This window comes from Arcticibacter eurypsychrophilus, from assembly GCF_001730525.1.
Lineage (GTDB): Bacteria > Bacteroidota > Bacteroidia > Sphingobacteriales > Sphingobacteriaceae > Arcticibacter > Arcticibacter eurypsychrophilus.
The window spans coordinates 63,030-85,669 of sequence record NZ_MDFN01000009.1; the positions used below are offsets into that span (position 1 = coordinate 63,030).

The following is a 22,640-nucleotide window of genomic DNA, read 5'->3' on the forward strand; positions in this document are numbered from 1 at the left end:
AATGCTCGGTTGAAAGAAAAAAATCGCGATAAGTTGGAGCCTCTTAACAACCGCACAGAACATATTATACCCAGCAGTTTAAGGGGCTCTCTTATTCTTTTTCAATGATGACCAATTAATTAAAAAATCAAATTGAAATCACATGTTTAAAAACTAAGCTATGTTTGTTTTTTTTACCCATAAAAATGCCCCCAATAAGTATCTAACTTTTTGGGGGCAGTGCATATTGATACAGCCTCTTTTTATGTCTTAGTTTGATTATTAATATACTAAATGAGCTCGATCATTTGTAAATAAAACAAAGATCAAGCTAGCTTAATACAATGAATCTACTTTTAGTCAAACCTGTCCAGATTCATTACTTTACTCCAGGCAGCCACAAAGTCTTTTACGAATTTGTCTTGAGAATCTGCGCTACCATACACTTCAGCCACAGCTCTTAATTCTGAATTAGAACCAAAAACCAAGTCTGCACGTGTACCTGTCCATTTTATTTCACCGTTGGTACGGTCAGTACCTACGTAAACTTCCTTATCATTAGATATTGCTTTCCATGCAGTGCTCATATCAAGCAAGTTCACAAAGAAATCGTTACTAAGCAAACCCGGACGTGATGTAAAAACACCATGTTGGGATCCATCAAAGTTAGTGTTCAATACCCGCATACCGCCCACTAATACAGTTAATTCAGGTGCTGTAAGTGTGAGCAAATGAGCTTTATCGATCAGCATCTCTTCGGTGGATACATGAATCTTCGAATTACGGTAGTTACGGAAACCGTCAGCAGCAGGCTCCAGGTAACCGAACGATTCTGCATCGGTTTGTTCCTGAGAGGTATCCATACGGCCCGGTGTAAAAGGAACTGGGATGCTATTTCCTGCATCTTTAGCTGCTTTTTCAACACCTGCAGTACCGGCAAGGACGATTAAATCGGCTAAAGAAACCTTTTTACCGCCTGTCTGCGCTTCATTAAATCCTTTTTGAATGCCCTCCAATATATTCAACACTTTTTGCAATTGCACAGGGTTATTCACCTGCCAGTATTTTTGTGGAGCAAGGCGAATGCGGGCACCATTGGCACCTCCACGCTTATCAGAACCGCGGAAGGTAGACGCCGAAGCCCATGCTGTGGAAACCAGCTCTGATACGCTCAAACTTGATTCTAATACTTTTGCTTTCAATGTCGCAATATCACTTTCAGTTATTATTGCGTGATCAACTGCTGGAATAGGATCCTGCCAAAGCAATTCTTCCTGCGGTACTTCAGGCCCTAAATAACGTGACTTTGGGCCCATATCGCGGTGTGTTAGTTTAAACCATGCACGCGCAAAAGCATCAGCAAACTCTTCAGGGTTTTCAAAAAAACGTCGTGATATTTTTTCGTATGCCGGATCAGACCTTAAAGCAATGTCCGTAGTAAGCATGGTTGGCAAATGCTTTTTTGAGCTATCATACGCATCAGGAATAATGGCTTCTGCATCTTTAGCTACCCATTGATGTGCACCGGCTGGACTTTTAGACAGTTCCCATTCATAACCAAATAGATTTTCAAAAAAATTATTGCTCCATTGGGTTGGTGTTTTAGTCCAAGTTACTTCCAGTCCACTGGTAATAGTGTCGGCACCTTTGCCAGAACCATAATTGTTGTTCCAGCCGAAACCCTGCATTTCGACGTCATTAGCTTCAGGCTCTTTGCCTACATGATCAGCAGGGGCAGCTCCATGAGTTTTGCCAAAGCTGTGTCCACCGGCTATTAACGCTACCGTTTCCTCATCATTCATGGCCATCCGACCAAATGTATCTCTGATATCTTTAGCCGAAGCAATTGGGTCTGGGTTACCGTCAGGACCTTCTGGATTCACGTAAATCAACCCCATTTGTACAGCTGCAAGTGGTTTTTCCAGATTTCGGGAATGGATATCACCATCGGCGTCATCGTCTGATACTAATACACCATGACCTTCTTCCACTCCTGGTGAACCATGTGCATATCGAATATCGCCGCCCAGCCAGGTGGTTTCTGATCCCCAATACACAGATTCATCCGCTTCCCATACATCTTCACGTCCTCCGGCAAATCCATAAGTCTTAAAACCCATTGATTCCAGTGCTACGTTACCAGTAAGTATTATCAGATCAGCCCATGAAATTTTGCTGCCATATTTTTGTTTAATTGGCCATAGTAACCTGCGGGCTTTATCGAGACTTACGTTGTCTGGCCAACTGTTAAGTGGTGCAAAACGTTGCAGTCCTGCACCAGCACCACCACGTCCATCGCCCACACGATAAGTTCCTGCACTATGCCATGCCATACGGATAAATAAACCACCATAGTGACCAAAGTCTGCAGGCCACCAGTCCTGGGAGTCAGTCATAAGTGCATTAAGGTCCGTTTTCACAGCGGCAAAATCAAGACTTTTAAAAGCTTCAGCATAATTAAAATCATCACCCATAGGATCTGATAAAGAGGAGTGCTGACGCAGAATACTCAACTTTAATTGGTTCGGCCACCAATCGCGGTTGCGGGTACCGCCACCGCCTGCAGTCTGCTTCATGCTACCATTAAAAAATGGGCATTTACTGATATCATTTGATTCATTTTCCATATTTTGCAAATTTATTTATTGACCACTTTATACGTCTCAGCGATTATAAAGTATCATAAAAATATGATATTGGATCAAACAATCATAATCATTAATTTCTATGTTAAATAGATAAAGTCTATTATAATATACAAAATTCAGAAATTTTAATATACCCTCCTATAAGACCTTTTCACTATCTAAATACTATCATTACTAAACACATATATCATTAAGAAGTTCTTATACAGCACCGCTATCTCTGAGTTTCAAGTAAACAAAAACCAGCCATATCAGTCATCATTATGTAAACTGAAGTTAATTACAGACTTATTTAAAAGTATAATATTTTTAACCACTAAGTTTACGCTATATGTGTTGGGGTTTGACTTGTTTTATTGGCATTAAAATTTGGCAGATAATAATTAAAATACTATTACGATGAAGATATTACCTGTTGAAGATGAGCCGGGTTTGATTTCAGTAATAGTACGGGGCTTAACAGAAGCTGGCATGGAAGTAAGTGTAGCTGCCGGTGGCAATACAGGACTTGAAATGGCTCTCGGGCATAATTTCGACCTCATCATTCTGGACATTATGCTGCCAGGGATGAACGGGATCCAAGTATGTAAAGAGCTTCGTAAAACAAAACAGCACATTGCTATCCTCATGCTTACAGCTCTTTCCAGCACCGAAAATATCGTAACAGGATTGAACAGTGGTGCTGACGATTACCTGGGGAAACCTTTTAAGTTTGCCGAACTTGAAGCTCGTATACGTACCCTGGTACGCCGTAGCGCAAGTGGAGGGCATGTAGCAAGCAAAAGCATCGTCATCAATGACCTTGAAGTAAATACCATAAGCGACTTATTGAGTCTATCCAAACGGAATCGTGAATATGAACTGATAAGCGATGAATTTTATCAGCGATGCGATCAATTAAAGAAAGAGCATCCGGAGATAAAAAATTTAAAAATTGAATTTTTATACGGTAGTACACTTAACCTGTTCTGTAATTTTTTAGAGGCTAATGAGGTAAGTCATATACTTGATGTATCCGATCATGCTGTAAATAAACTAAATAAATCGAGCATCGATCCATCAATATTAATAAAAAGAAGTGGACTGCCGGTTATCGCCGTAGGTACCGATGCAGAATCCGGACAAGTTACCGAATCAAAAATGGTATTAGAAATGAGCGAAATTTAATTGAACCATAAAAAATAAAAATATGTTGCTTAGAGAAAATATACCCGCTACATACATATTCGGGAATATAAAGGTCGAGATTATAATGGTTACTTTGTATGCAACGCTTATTGCCGTTTTATACAACAATTTTCATATCACCCGAATATCTATCCCCATTGCGGTACCTACTATCCTAGGCACTGTTTATATCAATATTATTGGCCTTTAAGTCAAACCAGGCGTACGACAGATGGTGGGAAGCACGTACTTCGTGGGGTGCTATCGTCAACAATTCACGTACGCTTACCCGGCAACTTTTTACCTTTATTGATACACATTATGGAACCGCGGAAGAAAAAGCTTTTTGTGAGCGTATGGCAAAAAGGCAGATAGCATGGTGCCATAGTTTAAGCCACCACTTACGTGGAGAGAATTCTATGAAAGGACTTGAAAAATGGCTATGTCAAGATGATCTTGAACAAATTAAGCATTACCATAATGTACCACTAGCCTTACTGGAATTACAAGGTACAGACCTGAGGAATGCCTTTAAATTAGGTTGGATAAACAAACACCAGCAAGTAGAACTTGATAACACCCTAACCCGCTTTTCAAACGAAATGGGTGGTTGCGAACGGATCAAAAACACTATTTTCCCTGCCACTTATGGTGTCTATATCCATTTTGCCTTGATATTGTTCATCATACTGTTGCCATTTGGGTTGATAGAGTTTTTTGGTGTGATAGAAGTACCGGTAGTAATAGCTATTGCCAGTTCCTTCTTCCTGATAGAAAAAATGGCCATACATCTTCAGGATCCATTTGAGAACAAACCAACTGATACACCTACCACTACTATATCCCGTACTATTGAACGCGATTTTATGCAAATGCTGAAGCAAAATTATGAACATGAAGAACCGGCTACAGTTTCAGGCGGCCATCTATCAAAGTCAAAAGTGTATTACATACTTTAATACGGTGCATTCACATTTATTATTTTTTATCTTATTCATGTAAGTATTAAGAAACGCTTTCTTAAGGCGGATCTCACACTCTCAAGACCAGACAATTAAATATTTGTGGTTAATAAATTCTGCATTCATATTGAAACCATTATCTGTTATAATACCCATTTGCCGGAGTATTATAACAGAACTTTTAGTTTCCTCCTAATATTACCGGATTCTTTGAGTTCCCCATTATAATTACCTTCGTGTTAGGCGAAAGAGCAATTTCTTTTTGGGCGATAATTGACTCATATTGTAGCTGTTTATCACTCAATCCGGTAGATAAAATACGCTGATAGTCAGCAATACCCTGAGCTTCTACACGCTTCCGTTCTGCTTCCTGTCTTTCTTTCTGTAAAACGAATTGCATTTTCTGAGCATCCTGCTCTGCATTGATCTTTGACTCAATAGTTTTGCGGACCGATTCAGGCAGAGTGACATTTCTAATCAGTAACTGTTCCAACTTTAAGCCACGGGTAGCAAAGCTCTTATTAATTGCATTAAAAATCTTATCCTGAAACTCCTGACGTTTGGTTGAATATAAAGCTACGGCCTCATAAGATACCGCATTGTCACGAATGGCAGTGCGTGCTACAGGGCGCACAATCTTATCCACATAATCATCCCCTATTTCTTTGAGGATGTTGGGTGCATCATTAGGACGCACACTAAATAAAACAGAAAGATCAATTGTAACCTCCAAACCATCTGATGTTAAGATCCGAATCGCATCGTCGCCCGATTTGTTACCTTCATCATGAGTGCCGGACATGGTATAATTCTGCGTTTTAACATCGAACATTGTTACCTCAACAAGTGGATTTATAAAATTCAACCCACTGTATAATACATCATTATCTACCCTTCCATATAGCGTTTTAACACCAACATGACCAGCATCTACAACTTTGAACATTGAAAGAGAAGCTCCAAGAAGTGCCAAAACAATTCCTACAATTCGGATCGCTCCACTGAATCGGGCAGCCTGACTATCTCCTCTGGCTATAAAAAAACTTGCTGTTATAACGAGCAAACCTAAAATGATAAAAAACATAATATGCGCTTTAAATATGAGTAAACATATATATATTTTCCCTCAAAATCATAAATAAATAGTTTATTAAGCCAAGAAGAGACAGGGTTACGTATTATATTAAATCATGTTAATTTTCAAACAGCAATTTATTGTTTAAGGAATAATTTATTTGCAGGAATAATTTGTTTAGTCAGCCCTGGACCCTTATAAAATGTTTCCAGCCAAAAGCCTCCATCTGCATTGAAATAAGCCACTTTTATAGCATGTTTTCCAGGCTTCAATGTGATGGATCCCATACTTTCAATCACTCCGTGATCACCATCATTGTCCACAACTTGTTCACCATCAATATACAATTTACTACCATCATCTGATTGGGTATAAAATGAATATTTACCAGCTTTGTCAATTTGAAGATATCCTTCATAAACTAATCCGAAACAAGAATTATCAGCTGGAATTAAATCCAGAAGCTGTTGTCTGCATATACTGAACTCTAGACTTCTCCATTGTTTCTGCGACTTCAGCTGATTAAAGGAGGGCAACTCTTCCCAATGATCGCCACTAAAGAACTTTGTATTTAAGCCCGTCGTTTCATTCGGTTTCACAATCCTAAAATAAGCAGTCGATGATTGACTTTCATGGCCGTCCTGACCCACAGCTTTAGCTTTTACTACCGTGGTTTGTTTAACCATGAATGGTTCTTTATAAATCGCCGAATTAGCTCCAGGCTCTGTTCCATCCAAGGTATAATATATAGAAACATGCTGCTCAGTAGAACTCATTCTAACCTCAGCACTTTTATTTACATACAGGCCACCCGGCAGTCTATACAATTCCCGTTCAGGATAAATAACCGGAGCTGTTAAACGTAATGTTCCCTGCCAAAGATTTGCAGGTTCTTCATATCCCTCAAAGGCGGCTTTAACAGGCCGGCCTATCCATGCATATGGAGGAACTACTTTCAGTGCAAACGCAACCGTAGCAGCTACATCATATTGGTATACCTGTTGCTTTATGGTATATCCCTTTTTGACTCCTTTACCATAAAAAACAAGAGGCACAACCGTTTCTTCAGGTGTATTACCCCCATGACCATAACCAATACCTCCATGATCAGATGTAATGATTACAAGTGTATTTGAATCTATACCTGCTTCTTTAATTGAATTAAGGACGTTGCCTATAAGCGAATCAGCTTTGCTGATCGCTTTAAAATAGGCTTCAGTACCATGCCCCGATTCATGCCCTGCTCCATCAACCAAATCAAGGTGCATAAAAGCAAACAAAGGCTTTTTCTTCAAGATGTAGTCTTGAAATTCAGTAGCTGTAGAGTCGGGAGTTGAAAAATGATGATCATAACTGACGGCCGACTGCTGATATAGTCTGCCAAAACCTTCCCATTCGTATACTGACCCGGTTTCAGCGTTCGGAATTTGCTCACGGATGATACTAAAAATTGATGGAAACCTGTTGTTCGAATCAAAAACAACAGGTTCAAGAAGATGATCATCAATCTTCCAGTCATTATTTGTGACACCGTGTTGTTCAGGACCTGCTCCAAGCAATATGGATGCCCAATTCGGACTGCTTACCGAGGGCAAGACAGTCCGAACTTTTAATACCATACTACCCTGACTTATCATACGGTCCATTACTGGTGTCTTAGCCTTTTGAAGACCAGAAACACTCATGCCGTCAATACCAATAATAATGACATGTTTGATTCCTTCCGGCGAACCTTCATCGTGTGTAAAAGTAAACGATACACAGCTGATTGCAAGCAAAATAAGAATATTAGAAAAAAGTACTTTCATTATTTTTTAATTTTATATTGAAAAGGATAGGCATTCCAAATCTAATTAGCGTCCCACCATACTTTACTTTTCATATCATCCGCACCAAGCCAACTCACAGCTTCCTGATAATTAGCTTCATTGATACGCTGCTCATCGGCAGGATATAAACATCTTACAGGAACGTATCCTGAACTTACAGGTCCGACTTGAATATTGGGAAAACCAGTTCTTCTCCATTCAGACCAAGCCTCAAATCCATTTAAAAACAATGAAATCCACTTTTGAAGATAGATCTTTCGCAATTTTTGATCTGTAGTACCCGTATAAACCACTCCCGTTTGTGCATAATAATCAGCTCCTGCAACAATATCAGCTGGTTTAGGAAAACTGTAATTAGCAGGAATCCTGCTGGCATAGTAGCTGAACTGATCGCTTATTCCATTATGATAATAGGTGGCTGCTGAAGTTGATCCACCAGAAATAAATCCTTTTTCTGCCGCTTCTGCCAAAATAAACTGTTCTTCCGAATAGCTATAAAATACACTTTGGGCTGCAGTGGGTGATGCAAGTTCATCATTATATTGCCGGGGAGCCCACAGCATACCAGGTGCAGAGTATTTTGCAGGATCATCCCAGTCGCCAGTTCCATTCACAGCACCATGATATTTATTGTCAACCGATGCAGGTATAGCAAGTACAAACAAGCGGCTATCATTCAAAGTGGACAAGTAATTGTTCAGATTGGCAGATATCCGGGTGCTAATTCCATAATCACTGTTGCTTCCCCTATAAAAGGGCATTTCGTTTTCTAAACGATCACCCAGATATTGCAGTGCGGCTTGATCTTCATGCGATTGAAAAAGAGGATATTTAGACGGATTGGCTAAAATAGCCGTCATCTTGCTTGTAGGATTTACTTTTCCTGATTGACGCATTAATAGGCGAAGGGTCATTCCTGTAGCGAATTTTTTCCAGCGAATCTGATCGCCAGCAAACATAATATCACCGATTACCGTTTCTTTACTGGTACCCATTAGAGTTACCGCTTCTTCCAGATCATTCAGTAATCCTGCGTAAACCACTTCCTGTTGTTCATATTTAGGTTTGTTTATACCTGTAGTTTTAGAACTGGCAGCTTCACGAAAAGGTATCGGACCATAAAGATCGGTCAGATTCTGAAACATCCAGGAACGGAGAACTAATGCAATGCCTTTGTAGTTATTCAATTTTTGTGCATCAGCTACAGTAATAATTTCATTCAAGTCGCGGATGTAATTGTAATAATTCCAGCAAAAGTAACTATTGGCATCATTTCTTGTCCAGTTGATAAAGTTACTGGCATAGGGAGAAGCAAGCTGATCTGCGGCAACGCTTCCTCTGTCAAAGGAATTGCTTAAATTATTATTTGCAACAGACCGAATAATATTGGTCAGCAATAAGCCGGGATTCGTAATCTGATCCGGTGAATTTGGATTCGTATTAATTTGTTCAAAATTCTTAGTGCAGGCACTAAGTAGTATGATAAGGGTACATAGAATTATATGTTTGCGCTTCATCTTAGTTCGTTTTAAATGATAAAAAGATTAAAAATTGAGGTTTAAGCTGATGCCAAATTCCTTCATGGATGGTAGACTCATATCCTCAAACCCAGGAACAAGCCCATTTCCCTGAGTAGCCACGGCTACTTCCGGGTCAAAATGCTTGTTGCTCGATGGAGTCCATAAAAACAAATTCCTACCAGTTAAAGCCACTTTAGCGTTGGACAGAAAAGATCTTTGCAACCATTTAGCTGGCAAATTATACCCTAAAGAAAGTTCTCTCAATTTAAAATAAGTGGTACTGAAAAGCTGAGCCTCTGTAATATGGTCCATTCGTCCTTTAAAAAATCCTCTAATATCAGTTCCATAGATTCCCTGACTGAAGGTACCATCTGTACTACTGCTATTCGGCTGATAACTACCATCAGCCATGATCGCTGCTCCTGATATATAGTAAGGGGTATCATATTCTTTTCCCACTTCACGAGCTGAACGCCCTTCTGCACTTTCTATAAGCTGACCCGCACCTACTGCTTTATTGTAAAAACGAGAAACAAATTTTCCACCAACCTGACCAGCTATCAGCATATTCAAGGAGATGTTTTTATATTTCATTTGACTTGAAAAGCTACCTGTCCAATCCGGATTGATATTACCAAGATATATATCTGCACCAGTAGCACGTGCACGTCCATTTTCGTAAATAATAACATCACCCTTCATTGCTCCATCAGGCACACGCATATAACCGGGTCCCCATATTGCACCCATCCGTTCGCCAACTCTGGCCTGAATAGAGGCCTCCTCTCCTGGAGCACTCTGCACTACCTTATCCACTTCATCTGTAAGAGAAATCACTTTACCTATATTCTTTGCCCAATTGACAGACATATCCCAGCGCAATGAACCTGGTTTATTGATTGGGGTAGCCGACAACATAATTTCTACACCATTATTCTTAATCTCTCCTGCATTGATTGCCCTGGAGGTATAACCCGAACTCGTTACCTGAGGCAGGCTCATGATCTGATTTTTAGACCTGATATCGTAGTAAGTTAAATCAACTGAAAACCTATCAAAAAAGCCCCATACCGTTCCAATCTCGTAAGTAGAAGTAAGTTCAGGTTTCAAAGCGGCATTTGCTAAGCCCGATTGACCCGCCAGAGCAGCATTATTTCCCCAGGGAGCACTATAGTTATAGGTATTGTACAATTGGTACGGACCTGCATCATTACCTACCTGAGCCCAGCTAGCTCTTAATTGACCTTGGCTAAATGCGTCAGGAAGACTTAAAATCTTCTTCAAATCTGTATTTAGTCCTACTGAAGGATAGAAGTAGCTGTTATTCCCCTGTGGCAGTGTACTTGACCAATCATTTCGGCCTGTTATATCCATAAATATAACATCTTTGAAGCTGAGATTTGTGGTTGCATACATACTATTAATCCGCTTTTGATATCTGCTGGACGATGCTGAAAGTTGAGCACCAGTATTACCAAGATTATAGATTCCTGGAATAAGTAAGGAAGGTGCTGTTGTGGAGCCGCTGTTGCCTGAAAGATCAAAGCGGTTTCCACCTAAAGAAACCTGATATTTAAAATCCCCTTCTGATGCCGTGTTATGATAACTTAACAAGAAATCAGAGTTCCTTTCCATAAATTCTATTTTCACCTCTTCATACTTACCTTCAGCATTATCAAGATCACTTACAGCCCAACGCATTGGCCTGAAATCGTTATAATAATCCAGTGCAGTGCGTAATTTCAAACTCAGGTTTTTTGAAATCTCATAGTTTAGATCAATATTGCCATAAACTTGATTCTTATCCTGCCCCTTTGTATCTTCATACATCAGGAAAAAAGGGTTATTATGATTTTCTCCGTAGTTATACTGAAATTGTCTAAGGCCTTCCAGACCCGTTTGCCAATAATCCTTTAAGCTGTTCATATTGATATTCCGGTTCATCCAGGTAAAAAAGTACATGGCAGTATTTCGACCGTAACCATTATCTGGTCGGTTAGTACTCTCGGTTTTAGCATAATTCATATGAATTCCGGTGGTCAACTTATTGGTTAACCTATAGCTGCTATTCAAAGATACCTGGTAACGGTCAAGGTCATTATTAGGTACAATCCCTTTTTCGTTTAGGGATGTAAGCGAAAGTCTATATTTACTTTTTTCGTTACTTCCTGAAAAAGCGATATTATTATACGCTTTTCCTCCTGTTTCGAAGAAATCACGAATATTATCAGGCTGCGAAACCCATGGTGTAGCGATGATATCACCACGGTTACTCAATGCAACATCGGCCCCGCGAAAACCATTACTTGTTGGAGAATCAAACTGCGCTTCGTTGGTACCAACATCTAAACGAGGTCCCCAGCTCTCATCAAAGCCATCCTGAACACCGTCTGGATAAGCTGACCAGCTTGCTCCAAAATTAGAACCGCTGTATTTACCACCCCTGCCTGCGCCAAACTCATTTTGAAACTGAGGTAACCGCCCAACATCATTTATGAAATAATAGGAATTGAAACTTATACCGCTTCCCTTGCCCGAGCTACCTTGTTTGGTTGTAATCACTATTGCTCCATTGGCAGCCCTTGACCCATAGAGAGCCGCTGCTGCCGGTCCTTTCAGCACATTTACACTGGCAACATCTGCGGGATTTATGGCCGCTGTACTGCTGCCATAATCAGCATTTCCCGAGGTATTATTTACCCCGTCATTTGCAACTGGTGCACCATCAATAATAAATAAAGGTTGGTTATTTTGCATCGACAAAGATGATTCGCCACGTAATGTAATCCTTGCGCTTGAACCAACTGCGCCACCTGAAACAATGTTAGCTCCAGCAATCTTACCTGCCAGATTGTTGATAAAATTACTGGAAGGGGCCTCATTAAGCGACTTTCCCTCTATTTGCTGAGTAGAATATCCTAGCGACTTCTTCTCCCGACTTATACCGAGTGCGGTAACTACCACTTCTTTCAGTCCTAAAATATCTTCTTCAAGTGTAACATCGATTTGGTTACGACTCCCAACATTAATTTCCTGTGTAACTAAACCTACCATGGAAAATACCAATACACTAGTCTGGTCTGTAAGTTTTAACTTATAATGTCCATTGCTATCAGTAGCGACCGCTATCTGAGTACCTTTTATTTTCACCGATACTTTCGCTATTCCATTCCCATTATTATCGGTTACTCTTCCCTCTACTTCCTTAGTCTGGTAAGCCGGTTGGCTTCCTTTTACACTATTATTAGCCAATGCCCTAGCAGGCACAAATACGGTAAAAAGCCCAAGTGCAGCAATAAGAAGCCCGACACACCAGGATTTAAAAACTTCAGTTCGTGTTTTAATATAAATAATCATAATATTACTGGTAAATAGTTCTTTTATAGTGCAGTATTTCGGGCTGGATCTTCAGTTCAGTGCCCGGAATCTGCCTGTTCTTTTCATTTTAAGCATAGATTTCCTTATGCTAATAAATCTAATGACAAGGCCTCCTTTCTATTATTTTCATATCAGTTTGCGTAGATTATATCCATTTATAAGGTTTATTCATGGAAAATTTGAAAATGCACACTCCTTCCTAAAGCATTTCTTTAGCGGATGCGTTAAATGACAGGCTCCTAAAACAAAGGATTGAATAATGGAGAATATCTCTCGTTGTTATGCGTTTTTAACCATTCTATTGCTTGTTAAATGTTAAGCAATATTAAACAGTTATTATTAATTTATGCAGCATAACATGTTAAACTATTATTAATTATGGAAATAAGAAATAGTTAACAACATGAAGTTTACTAATATTAAACAATTAAAGATTATTTTCAAAAAAGTAAATCACAATCATAGTAGCATTGGAATCTCCGGTATTACGGGGAGTATGAGATATCCGGCCATCAAAAAGTATAGAATCTCCAGCTTGCAACCGGATCAATTCATCTTCAAATCTATATTCGATTTCACCTGATAGTATATACTTATACTCAAAAGCTTGTGTTTCTACCATTGGCCTGGTAGCATTAGGTTCAAGTTCAAGCAGTACAATATCGACTACAGACTTCTCTATATTTCTAGTAAAAACACGATGATAAATAAAGCCCTGTGCCTGCTCCTTCTCAAAAGAACTATACTCGTTCCGACGTTTGACTAAAATTGTCTTTCCGTTCTTTTCCATGCTGATATTTCTAAAAAAAACATTCAGATCCAGATCCAATGCCTTAATAATTTCTATCAACACCATTAATGAGGGGACAACCCGGCTGTTCTCTATCTGCGAAATAAGACCCTTACTCACTGAAGCTTTATCTGCCAGTTCCTGGACGGTTATTCCTTTTTTCTTTCTCAGGGCCCTGATCTGATCCGCTATTTGAATCAGAATTTCTTCTTTCATAATTAATCTATCTACCGGGTAAATATAGTCTGTAATTTATAATTGCTGAATCATCCTTTCTGCCAGTCCAAACGACAGTGTCATTCCCGCCCCACCAGTAGCATTAAAAATAAGAACACCTTCTTCCGGACTATGCTGAAAACAGGTATCTCCATTTGTCATTTTTGCATAAACCCCATTCCATGATTGAAGCAACTTCCAGTCTTTAAACCGGGCGAAAGTTTTTAGATAATTCAATATAAGTGCATTGATATGCTCACGGTCAAATGGATCAGGATTCAAGCCATATTCATGAGAATCGCCAATCGTCAATTCGCCATTTCCATTCTGAGATACCATGACGTGAATTCCTAATTTACCATATTCCGGCAGATACTCATCAGCTAATTGACGCAATGAAGACAATGATGGTGCAACTTGAAACGCGGCATAATGCAAAGCTGACAAACTTCCACATAAAGATGAGCCTATCGACCAATCGCCCGGTTGTGCAGCCAGTCGCATCATCTGGAGCTTGCATTTCGTAATCGGAATCTCACTGTAAATCCTTGGGTAAAGCGTTTCAAAATCAGCACCACTGCATACTACCACCATGTCTGCCTGATATTTTTTCCGATCTCCAGTATATATTGTCGTTTTTTCGATATGAGTCACAAGTGTATTCCACTTGAATTCCACCTGTAGTTTCTCTTCCAGGTAACTTGCGAGTCGCGAGATCGCTAATCGCGGATCAACAATAAGTTCGTCAGCGTTCCATAGTGCCCCAATCAATCCATCCGGATTCACTGCTTCCGACTTTGCCAGTGTTTCAGCTGCTGTTAATACTGAACAAGGTCTATCTGCAGCATATGCTGCAGCATATTCCTCCATAACTGCCAATTCCGTAGCATTATAGGCAAGATGGAGAGAACCAGATTGCCGATACCAAATTCCTGCATCTTCACAAATTGACTTCCATATATCCCTTGATTGTATAGCCGTATTATACGGATCGCCGGCAGCCTGCCCGACTGGCCATATCATACCAAAGTTCCGGATCGAAGCACCAATAGCTTGTGAATATCGTTCAAAAACAGTTACTTTATACCCTTTCAAAGCAAAAGCCCTAGCACTGGCTAATCCTACTATACCTGCCCCAATAATCAGGACTGTTTGCTGTGGTTTTATATGCATAGTTATCAAATTTAAATGTTAGAACTTTGTGTTGAATTGCTTGTCAGAACATAAGCATCATCCACTTCTTTCGTAATAGCATACTTCTTATATTTATTTCTGAAGTAAAATAGAGACAAACAGGCTAAAACTCCCGCCAACAATGCCGTATTCCATATCGCATTTATAAAAAAATGCCCCCAGCTTAATTGCACAAAGCTTAATTCCCTTACTAAAAGGACTGCCACACTGCCCAGATACCCACAAGCATCAGCTACATACATGATAAAACCGATATTTCCACCACAACGGAAAGTAGCCAATAAACGTTCAAAAAAGATGGCATTATACGGAATATAAACCATGTAGATACTTAATCCTGTTACGCTCATCCATGTTACATTGCTAATCAAAGATTTTTCCATAAGCCAGGTAGCTAAAACCGCCATTAGGCAGCCACTTATAATCATGCCATGAATGAGGGTGAACGCTGCCAAATTATTTTTAACAACAATCAGCAAACTCACCATAACAAGTACTACCAAAGCTATAATTGAATTAGTTTGAGCGTAAATCCGATTATCGGTAATACCAATATCTGCCCAAATCTCCACTTCAAAATTATCCCTGACATCGCGCAGCACTGTAAACAGAACATAGATAATCACCGTTACTGCCAGTCCCGGTAAATAGTTCATCAAAAAGTTTTTCCGATCAGCACCATTCATGGTTGTCCGCACTGTCCGGAGCGCCAGATCCTTAACATCCGGAGGGGGCATCACTTCAAGCAAGAAAGTACAGATTAATAAAGGAACAACGAACAATAATCCCGTAAAAAAGGGCATCCAATATACAGAAACGTGTGCATTCAGGATCAGTAAAGAGCCGATAGTTTTCACTAATCCGGAGGCAAAAACCAACGAGACACTCATCACAGCACCCAACAATTCAGTAGTTCTTCTTCCTTCCAGATAAGAAAAGACCAATCCCCAGATCAAACCTAAAGGAAGACCATTTATAAACAGGAAAACAATGTTGAAAGGTGCAGGAACCAGGGCAAAACCAAACAAGGCAAACCAGGAAATACCAATCAAAAGAAGAATTTTCGGTGCACGTAGATTATACCCCTGTTCAGCAATAAAACGGATACCATAAAACTTACTGAGCATATACCCGAAAACCTGTGCGATCACCAACCATACTTTATAGTTAATCCCCAAAAGATCTCCTTCATCAAAAGTACCCGCAGTGAACGCCTTTCTAAAAGCATACATACTGGTATAACAACCAAATGCTGCCAGCGCAGTAACTACCGTAATTAAAGGAAAGGACAGCTTTGCTGCCTGTTTTCGTCCATATTTAAGTAGTTTATTCATAATCTAATCCTTTATTATATCCAGCACCTCACTTATATTATCAATAATATGAGTCGGGTTATGCACCCGCAACTCACTGCGGGTATAACTTCCCGTAGTGATCCCGATACAATAACTACATCCAGCGTTTCTACCTTCGTTAATATCCACTTCTGTATCCCCTACTTTCGCCACTTCCTTTGGATCAGTTATTCCTGCCTGATTCATGAGGGAGAGGATCATATCCGGAAACGGCCTCCCATTTTTTACTTCATCCGAAGCAATCAGAAAATCGATCAGGCCACTTTCCCACAATTGAAACTTGTTAACGATCACGTCAGCTATTCCTCTTGAAAAACCAGTGTTAATAGCTATCTTTTTACCCGAATCATGCAAGGCTGTCAGCGTTTCTTCGACATGAGGAAGTAGTTCAAGCTCATCCGATGCCTCATAGTATTGAATCATCTGTTTTGTAAAATCATCATAGATCCTCACGATGACTGCATCATCAATAATCTCTTTATCGTGGAATTTTTTAAGTATGTCCCTGATTGCCCGCTTCTTTTCATATCCCATAAAAGGAGCAGTTCCATCAACTGGCACATAGAATCCATGTTTCCCCAGGGCTTCCTGAAAAGCTTCACCCACTTTGTTAGCATCTTTTACCGTTGTTCCTGCAATATCAAATACGACTAGTTTTATACTCATCACCGCTGTTTTAAATCACTACTATCAAAGCCCATTCTAAATTTTTTTTATACCCATAGCATCCCTTATCGCTTCTTCCAAGATCATCATGGCATTGGAAAGCTCAGTTTCAGTAATGATAAGTGGCGGGTATAAGGACAGCACATTCCCATCAGAAACTTTTATACTTAATCCATTTTTCAGACAACGATACAAGACCCTTTCTGCCAGTTGAATATCTTTTTCTTTGGTCTCACGACTCTTAACCAATTCGATCCCCCAAAGCAGACCTATCCCCCTCACCTGACCTATTGCCTCGAATTGTTTTTGTAAGCCCTCAAGCCGGCTACGCATCCATAATTCCAATATATGCACATGCTCCAGCACGTTATACTCTTTCATATAATCGAGTGCTGCCAAAGCTGCTGTAGCTCCCAGTGGATTCTTTTCATGGGTAAAATGCCCTAGTGCAACATGACCGGCAACATTCAACTCTTCCCGGCATAACATAGCGGCCATAGGAACTATACCAGCACCCAGCCCTTTACCTAAAACAAGCATGTCCGGAACAATTCCATAATACTGATAGGCAAACATGGATCCCGTGCGACCCATGCCAATGGGTATTTCGTCCATTATAAGCAACACCTGATGTTTATCACAAATTTCTCTTATCCGCTTCCAGTATCCATGCGAAGGGATATGCACTGTGGTACTACGAATAGTCTCTGCTATAACAGCTCCAATGTCCCCCTCTTTTTCTATGATATATTCCACATAATCTGCATAGGCCAGATCACCTTCCGGCAGATTATCATTATACCAGATGCCCCGGTAACTGTCAGGAGGAGGTACCAATATATTTCCTGGCAACAATGGTCCCAGTTGCTGCCTGAACATGTACTCCCCACCAACTGAAATGCTGTCCATAGAAGCACCATGAAAAGCACCGTACATTGAAATAGTTTTGTATTTACCCGTAGCTACACGGGCCAATTTAAGAGCCATACTCATCGCTGAGGCACCTCCGGGAGAAAATAATACCCTACTTAGCTTTCCGCTCGTTAGCCTGATAAGTTCTTCAGCAAGGTTTACAGCTGGAAGATTAGTAAAACGCCTGGGGGAAAAAGGGAGAAGATCCAATTGCGCTTTTACACGCTCCAATATATACGAGTTTTGATATCCAAGATGGTGGACATTATTGCCATGAAAATCAATGTATATTTTACCCTCTAAATTGATTATATCAATGCCATTACTGGAATCTATCACATCCAAACAAGGAGTAGACAAAGATTGGTGCAAGAAGTATTTCGCATCCTTTTCTAAAATATCATTGGTTAGGGCACCTTTAATACCTGCATTCCAATTTTTTCGCTCTTCAGTAAGATTTACATCTCCTTCTGTCTGACTGTGATTGCGCCCTGTATTATCAATCATTAATATTGCTTATAAAATGTTAAGCAATATTAAACACACACTGTTAATATAAACTTTTTTTTGTGTTAAACTATTATTAATGTAAGAAGTAAGAATTATCAGAGAATGATAGTGTTTAGCATTAATAAACACCGTTAAACTGCCAAACATAAAAATCGCCTATCCCATAGTACTATTTAATGCGATGATAGCCATCTTAAAATGCTCAGGAGCCACTAAAAATTGAATATTTACATTCCTCATCGCAAAACCTGCACTTTTAATATTAATACCCTGTTCAGTAAGCGAATATGCACTTTTAGCTAATAAGCCCGGCTCATCCATATTCGATCCCAAAAGGCATACCATGGCTACTTTTTCAACAGTAACTTTTTCAAAATGATCCTCCAGTTCGCTGATCAGCTTTTTATCAAAATCACGTGCCCATATCACAATAGAGATACTGTTGGCACTCGTGGCTTTAAAAGTATAACTCACGTTATGATTAAAAAACATTTGCATAATCTGAAGATCACTGCCCACATTGCCAACCATTAAAGGATCGTAAACATCAATCATCAGCAATTTGTCGGTGCCCGTAATAATCTCCACGCGCTTTTGTTCCGATACAAACTCCCGGGTAAACAGCGTACCTGGATGTGAAGGCTCAAATGTGTTTTTTATACGCAAATGGATCCCATTAATCTCTAATGGTTTAGAAGCCCTTGGATGGATAGCCTCCATACCCACATCGGCCAGTTGATCAGCAATGTCATAATTGGTATAACCTACAGGCTTGCAATTCTCTATTCCCACCAATGCAGGATCTGCAGTTGAAAGGTGATATTCTTTGTGGATAATGGCTTCCTGTGGTTTCAAAATTTCCGCTATCTTACTGAAAGTAATTTCTGAATACCCCCTGTCAAACTCTCGCATGATTCCTTCTTTACCTTTCGCATAACCCGTAACAATACAGATCGTACGCTCAAAATCAATGTCTTTAAAAGCATGTTTAATCCGCTGATCTATCGTGTAAGCCCGATGATCTCCAAATCCACTCAAATCAATCAGCTGGGTATTGATGCTCATATTCACTAAAATATTACTAAGAACAAATGCCGAATGCGTCTCCCCTATTGAAGCCAGAATCTCCCTTGCCGCTTGTAAAATCCCTACTTTACTTACATAACCTGATGCCAGTATATTGGCCAGATTATCTAAATATTTTTGTGCTTCCGTAATATGATTTTCAATAAACAGATCTGCAACCGGAAGGTCAAGACCCAATTTAGCATATTTTTTATTGATCAATTTTAACTTGACGATCAGATTTTTTAACGGACGGTGAAAATCCTGGTATTTAGCAATACGATGGTACACGCCCGGCTCTCCGTTCTTTTTATTCTCAAGCAATAGATCGGTTACACCCGAAAATGCAGACACGACGAAAATTCTATTATATAACTGATCACCTGTACGCTCAAATAAAATAATATTTTTGATAACATCCTGCAAAGCACTCATGGAGGTGCCGCCTATCTTCTCTACTGTAAACATGGTTTTTTTTAAATAATATTCTTCCCTTTTTTAAAAAGAGCGTGCTAATAAAAATTCACATCAGCACACCAGTCTTCGGTGTAATCTGAATAGGCAAATTCTCTTCCCCGAGCATCTCTCTTAAATTGATCTCAATACTTTTACTTATGGTAGTCATGGGCGTATCATTATCTTTTGATGCAAATGGATCCTGTATTTCAACAGCGATTTGCTCAATTACCAAAAAGATGAAGGTCACGATCAGGCTGATAGGAATCGTCAGATACCCTAGCTCCTTAACCATGCCAAAAGGGAAAAAGCAGGCAAAAATGTGAACAAGAATAAAAGAAAAATAGGAATAAGGAACAGGAAACGGAGTATTCTTAATCCTTTCAGTTTGTCCTAAGTTGTTAGGTAGTTCAGTAAAGATAGTTTCCAACTGAACAAAAACAAAGTCTCTAATCTGCTTCTTTTCATACAGTTCCTTTATCTGTTGCATATGAAGCGGCAATAAGGCATTGGGTAAATGCTGCTTTTTCTCCAGAATACTATATTCTTTATTTGACACCAGTGTTCGAAGGCAAATTGCTCCCTGCTGTCTACGTAATTGACGGGTAGTTGACTGAACAAAAGCAATCTGCCGATGAATCAGTTGTTGCGCAGCTGGAAATGCATGCTCCCCAAAACTTGTAAAACCAATTACTTCTCTTGCTAAACTTCTTGAATTATTAACGATGGAGCCCCATATCCGAGCCTCCCACCATCTTTCGTATGCCGAATTCACCCTAAAACCCATCAGTATTGACAATGCCGTGCCAATCATACCAACCTCTCCATTTGGGAAAGACACATTTATCCCAAACTCGTAATAACAAATACTAATCGATAGTATTAAATAAAAAACAAGCCATAGCCAGGTGGAAAGAAATATTTTTGCTACTCTATAACTATTTTCTAGAACCATTCATCACGAAATTACAAATCATTATTTATATCCGGATAGGTATACCCAAAAATTTCCTTTTAATACCTTAAATTTGAAAACTGATATGCTCGTGTCAAACCAATACACTACAATTAGAGCCATATATATGCCCTTTTTAATATATTACTACCTGAAAACACCCTAATAGCACCTATTAGTGCCTTTTAATGCTCTTTATAGTGAAAATTATTAAATCATAAACCTTTTGCATAATAAAGAATATATTATGCAATTAAACAATTGATAAAAGTCTAGTCCTTAACCAATTCATATATGGGTAGCCTATCCAAAGGCACTATCTGCTCCATTATTTTTGGACCTTTTATAATTCCCCCCTTGTCACTCCTCCATTTCCCTTTCGGAAAGTAAATTAATTTCTTACTGTTTTTAGTGACTACTGGTGCAACTAAGAATTTTTTTCCCAGCATAAACTGTCCTTTCACCTCAGCAAATCCTTGATTCGGAAATTCATATTCCATACTTCGCACAATAGGCTGCCCATTTTTAGCAGACTCCTTTACCATTTGTAAAATGTAGGCGGTATACCGGTTTCTGATTTTCACAGCACTTTTCACTAATCCAAGATTTTCCTTGCTGAGCACCCGCCATGGCGCAACCGAAAATTGCATCATAGGCATTAAAGCAGAACACTGAGCAGAACGAACAACAAGTTCCTCATCTAACTTATCTTTACCGATGAAGGAACCATATTCCCCTCCACCTATCATATCCGGACAAGTGAAATTATAACCAAGCAAACCAGCCACAGTGAGGTGAGGAATAAGCTTTTGCAAATCAACCCAGGTATGCTGCTTATCGCGCAAACGTTGAACAAGTGGTTCTCCAGCCATTTTCCACATCGCGCGATATTCATTTAACGGATAATTCAAACCAATCTCTCCCCATAATCGACTATGTTCATTTGGCGTAGCCTTCCGGAATGAAATTGCATCAGAGGGATAAAAATCAGCATCACCAGCATCAAACTTAAAACCATCAATGTGGTAAGTTTTAACCATATAATCTAATCTTCCTTCAAACCAATCTTTAGCTTGCGGATTTGTGAAATCTAAAACAGCACTATGACCATTCCACCAACTAATAATAGCAGGATCCGTAGCCTCTTTCCAGGCACTTCCTCCTTTTTGATTTCCACTGAATAAAAGCAACTTTTTATTTAACAGATCCCTAAAAATCTCTGTGTCTGGAGATATAAAAGGACTAACCCACAACATCACCTTAAAATCCAGTTTATGCAAACTATCAACCATTACAGTCGCATTTTCAAACCTGTCCTTTCTAAAATCAAACCGTCCATAGTAATCAGCCCAATTATCATCAATCATTAATACACCAGTAGGAAACCCGTTAGAAATAATGTCACTAGCATACTTAATAATATCAGTTTGATTCTGGTTATAAACCAATTCAATCCATGTGTTATATTGAGGTCTGGAAAATAAAAGTGTATCCGGTAATTTCCCTTTTGAAGGAAAATGCTTTTTATTAGCGTTAACAAAAGCTTCTTTTAATGTACGTCCCATCGAGTCTACAAAGACAGGCTCAGTTGCATTAGAAAGCAGTAACTGATCTCCTTTCACAGAAAATTCGAAAGGAGCATCACTCCATATATACCTTCCCTTGGTTGAAAGCAGTAATGGAGCAGCTTGGTTTGTGCCTGTATCTCCAAAAAGATTAAATGAGTACCCATCCTTCAAAGGCATCCTATGCCCTTCATTTACAACTCCTCCATACCAATTCTCGCCACTTTTAATTTTTATTACAGTGGTTTGAGCATGGGAAGATCCCCAGGTTGAACAGATTAATATAAAGAAGATACAATATTGCTTTAGCCTCATGGTCTGAAATCAGTTGATATAAAAGTATAGTTTAGCCTGTTGCAACACGAACATCAGTTAATACCATGATTCTTTTACATCAC

15 protein-coding genes are annotated in these 22,640 nt (G+C 39.4%); 2 read left to right on the top strand and 13 right to left on the bottom strand.

Annotation, left to right across the window (positions count from 1 at the left end):
* Positions 1 to 335: 335 nt before the first annotated feature.
* Positions 336 to 2,606: a catalase/peroxidase HPI gene (katG, locus tag BFL47_RS06520; protein ID WP_069658997.1), complete on the bottom strand. Its 2,271-nt coding sequence runs from the start codon at positions 2,604 to 2,606 to the stop codon at positions 336 to 338.
* 420 nt (positions 2,607 to 3,026) lie between these two features.
* Between katG and BFL47_RS20190 the strand changes: the two genes are divergently transcribed.
* Positions 3,027 to 3,794: a response regulator transcription factor gene (locus BFL47_RS20190; RefSeq protein ID WP_083257047.1), complete on the top strand. Its 768-nt coding sequence runs from the start codon at positions 3,027 to 3,029 to the stop codon at positions 3,792 to 3,794.
* Positions 3,795 to 3,994: 200 nt separating this feature from the next.
* The gene (locus BFL47_RS06530; protein WP_245681320.1) at positions 3,995 to 4,753 is read left to right on the top strand and encodes a bestrophin family protein; all 759 of its coding nucleotides are present in this window, start codon (positions 3,995 to 3,997) and stop codon (positions 4,751 to 4,753) included.
* 184 nt (positions 4,754 to 4,937) lie between these two features.
* Here BFL47_RS06530 and BFL47_RS06535 read toward each other — a convergent pair whose 3' ends face one another.
* The 12 genes from BFL47_RS06535 to BFL47_RS06590 form a co-directional block, all read right to left on the bottom strand.
* The gene (locus BFL47_RS06535) at positions 4,938 to 5,840 is read right to left on the bottom strand and encodes a prohibitin family protein (protein WP_069658998.1); all 903 of its coding nucleotides are present in this window, start codon (positions 5,838 to 5,840) and stop codon (positions 4,938 to 4,940) included.
* A 128-nt stretch (positions 5,841 to 5,968) separates the two neighbouring features.
* Entirely contained in the window at positions 5,969 to 7,639 is a 1,671-nt protein-coding gene (locus BFL47_RS06540; RefSeq protein ID WP_069658999.1) for an alkaline phosphatase family protein, read from the bottom strand.
* Positions 7,640 to 7,680: 41 nt separating this feature from the next.
* The gene (locus tag BFL47_RS06545) at positions 7,681 to 9,177 is read right to left on the bottom strand and encodes a SusD/RagB family nutrient-binding outer membrane lipoprotein (protein ID WP_069659000.1); all 1,497 of its coding nucleotides are present in this window, start codon (positions 9,175 to 9,177) and stop codon (positions 7,681 to 7,683) included.
* Between the two features lie 27 nt (positions 9,178 to 9,204).
* Complete coding sequence (locus BFL47_RS06550; RefSeq protein ID WP_069659001.1) at positions 9,205 to 12,537, bottom strand: SusC/RagA family TonB-linked outer membrane protein; 3,333 nt, start codon at positions 12,535 to 12,537, stop codon at positions 9,205 to 9,207.
* A 448-nt stretch (positions 12,538 to 12,985) separates the two neighbouring features.
* Positions 12,986 to 13,564: a helix-turn-helix domain-containing protein gene (locus tag BFL47_RS06555; RefSeq protein WP_069659002.1), complete on the bottom strand. Its 579-nt coding sequence runs from the start codon at positions 13,562 to 13,564 to the stop codon at positions 12,986 to 12,988.
* A gap of 36 nt (positions 13,565 to 13,600) precedes the next feature.
* Complete coding sequence (locus tag BFL47_RS06560; RefSeq protein WP_069659003.1) at positions 13,601 to 14,737, bottom strand: TIGR03364 family FAD-dependent oxidoreductase; 1,137 nt, start codon at positions 14,735 to 14,737, stop codon at positions 13,601 to 13,603.
* 11 nt (positions 14,738 to 14,748) lie between these two features.
* Entirely contained in the window at positions 14,749 to 16,092 is a 1,344-nt protein-coding gene (locus tag BFL47_RS06565; RefSeq protein ID WP_069659004.1) for a DUF5690 family protein, read from the bottom strand.
* A gap of 3 nt (positions 16,093 to 16,095) precedes the next feature.
* Positions 16,096 to 16,779 (bottom strand): HAD-IA family hydrolase, encoded by a 684-nt coding sequence (locus BFL47_RS06570; protein ID WP_069659005.1) that lies wholly within the window; start codon positions 16,777 to 16,779, stop codon positions 16,096 to 16,098.
* 36 nt (positions 16,780 to 16,815) lie between these two features.
* Positions 16,816 to 18,198 carry an aspartate aminotransferase family protein gene (locus BFL47_RS06575; protein ID WP_069659006.1) on the bottom strand — a complete coding sequence of 461 codons (1,383 nt, stop codon included), beginning with the start codon at positions 18,196 to 18,198 and terminating at the stop codon, positions 16,816 to 16,818.
* Positions 18,199 to 18,357: 159 nt separating this feature from the next.
* A complete protein-coding gene (locus BFL47_RS06580) occupies positions 18,358 to 19,734 on the bottom strand; it encodes an aspartate kinase (protein WP_069659007.1) in 1,377 nt (458 codons plus the stop codon).
* 55 nt (positions 19,735 to 19,789) lie between these two features.
* Positions 19,790 to 20,677, bottom strand: a complete 888-nt coding sequence (locus tag BFL47_RS06585; protein ID WP_069659008.1) for a bestrophin family protein — start codon at positions 20,675 to 20,677, stop codon at positions 19,790 to 19,792.
* Between the two features lie 272 nt (positions 20,678 to 20,949).
* Entirely contained in the window at positions 20,950 to 22,557 is a 1,608-nt protein-coding gene (locus tag BFL47_RS06590; protein ID WP_069659009.1) for a glycoside hydrolase family 31 protein, read from the bottom strand.
* Positions 22,558 to 22,640: the final 83 nt, after the last annotated feature.